The organism is Delftia sp. ZNC0008 (assembly GCF_000799035.1).
GTDB lineage: Bacteria > Pseudomonadota > Gammaproteobacteria > Burkholderiales > Burkholderiaceae_C > Comamonas > Comamonas tsuruhatensis.
Window position 1 is genome coordinate 1 of the sequence record NZ_JTKZ01000872.1, and the last position, 622, is coordinate 622.

General features: G+C 70.3%; 1 protein-coding gene. It reads right to left on the bottom strand.

Annotation, left to right across the window (positions count from 1 at the left end; translation table 11 throughout):
- On the bottom strand, window positions 1-622 hold a 622-nt coding region (locus L995_RS28170), incomplete at both ends, for a hypothetical protein (RefSeq protein ID WP_047474669.1).

A 622-nucleotide genomic window follows, 5' to 3' on the forward strand; every position in this document is an offset into this window, starting at 1 on the left:
AGGCGCTGCCAGTCCACGCCCTTGCCCTGGGTCAGGCCGTGCAGGGTCTGCGCGACGGCCTCGAAGGCCTTGCGGTCATGGCGCTTGGCGTAGATGTCGGCCAGCTTCTGGTGCAGTGCGGTGCGGCTGGGATCGGTGCGCAGGGCTTCCTTGAGGATTTCCTCTGCCTGCAGGTCGCGGCCATAGGCCAGGTAGACATCGGCCTCGGCCACGGGGTCCACATCGCCGGCATCGAGCTGACTGGGCGAGTAGTGCATGGAGGTGCCCGACAGCTGGCTCGATGTGCCGGTATCCACGCGTTGGCCGCCGCTGGCGCCAAAGAAGGAATCGGCCGCGAGCTGGCTGTCGCCAAAGGCGCTTTCGCTGGAGGCTGCGGCAGCGCGGCGGCGCTGCATGACGCGGTAGCCACCATAGCCCAGCAGCAGGGCCAGCAAGGCGGCGCCGGCCAGCGGGATGGTGGGATCTTCCATCAGCGTATCGATGAAGCTGGGCTCGGCGATCGGTGCGACGGGGGCGGGTGCCGGCTTGGGCTTCGGCGGCTCGGCAGGAGCGGGCGTGGCGGGCACGGCTTCTGCCGCGGGCGCTGCCGGGCCGGCAGCATTGGCTGCGGCGTCTGGAGCAG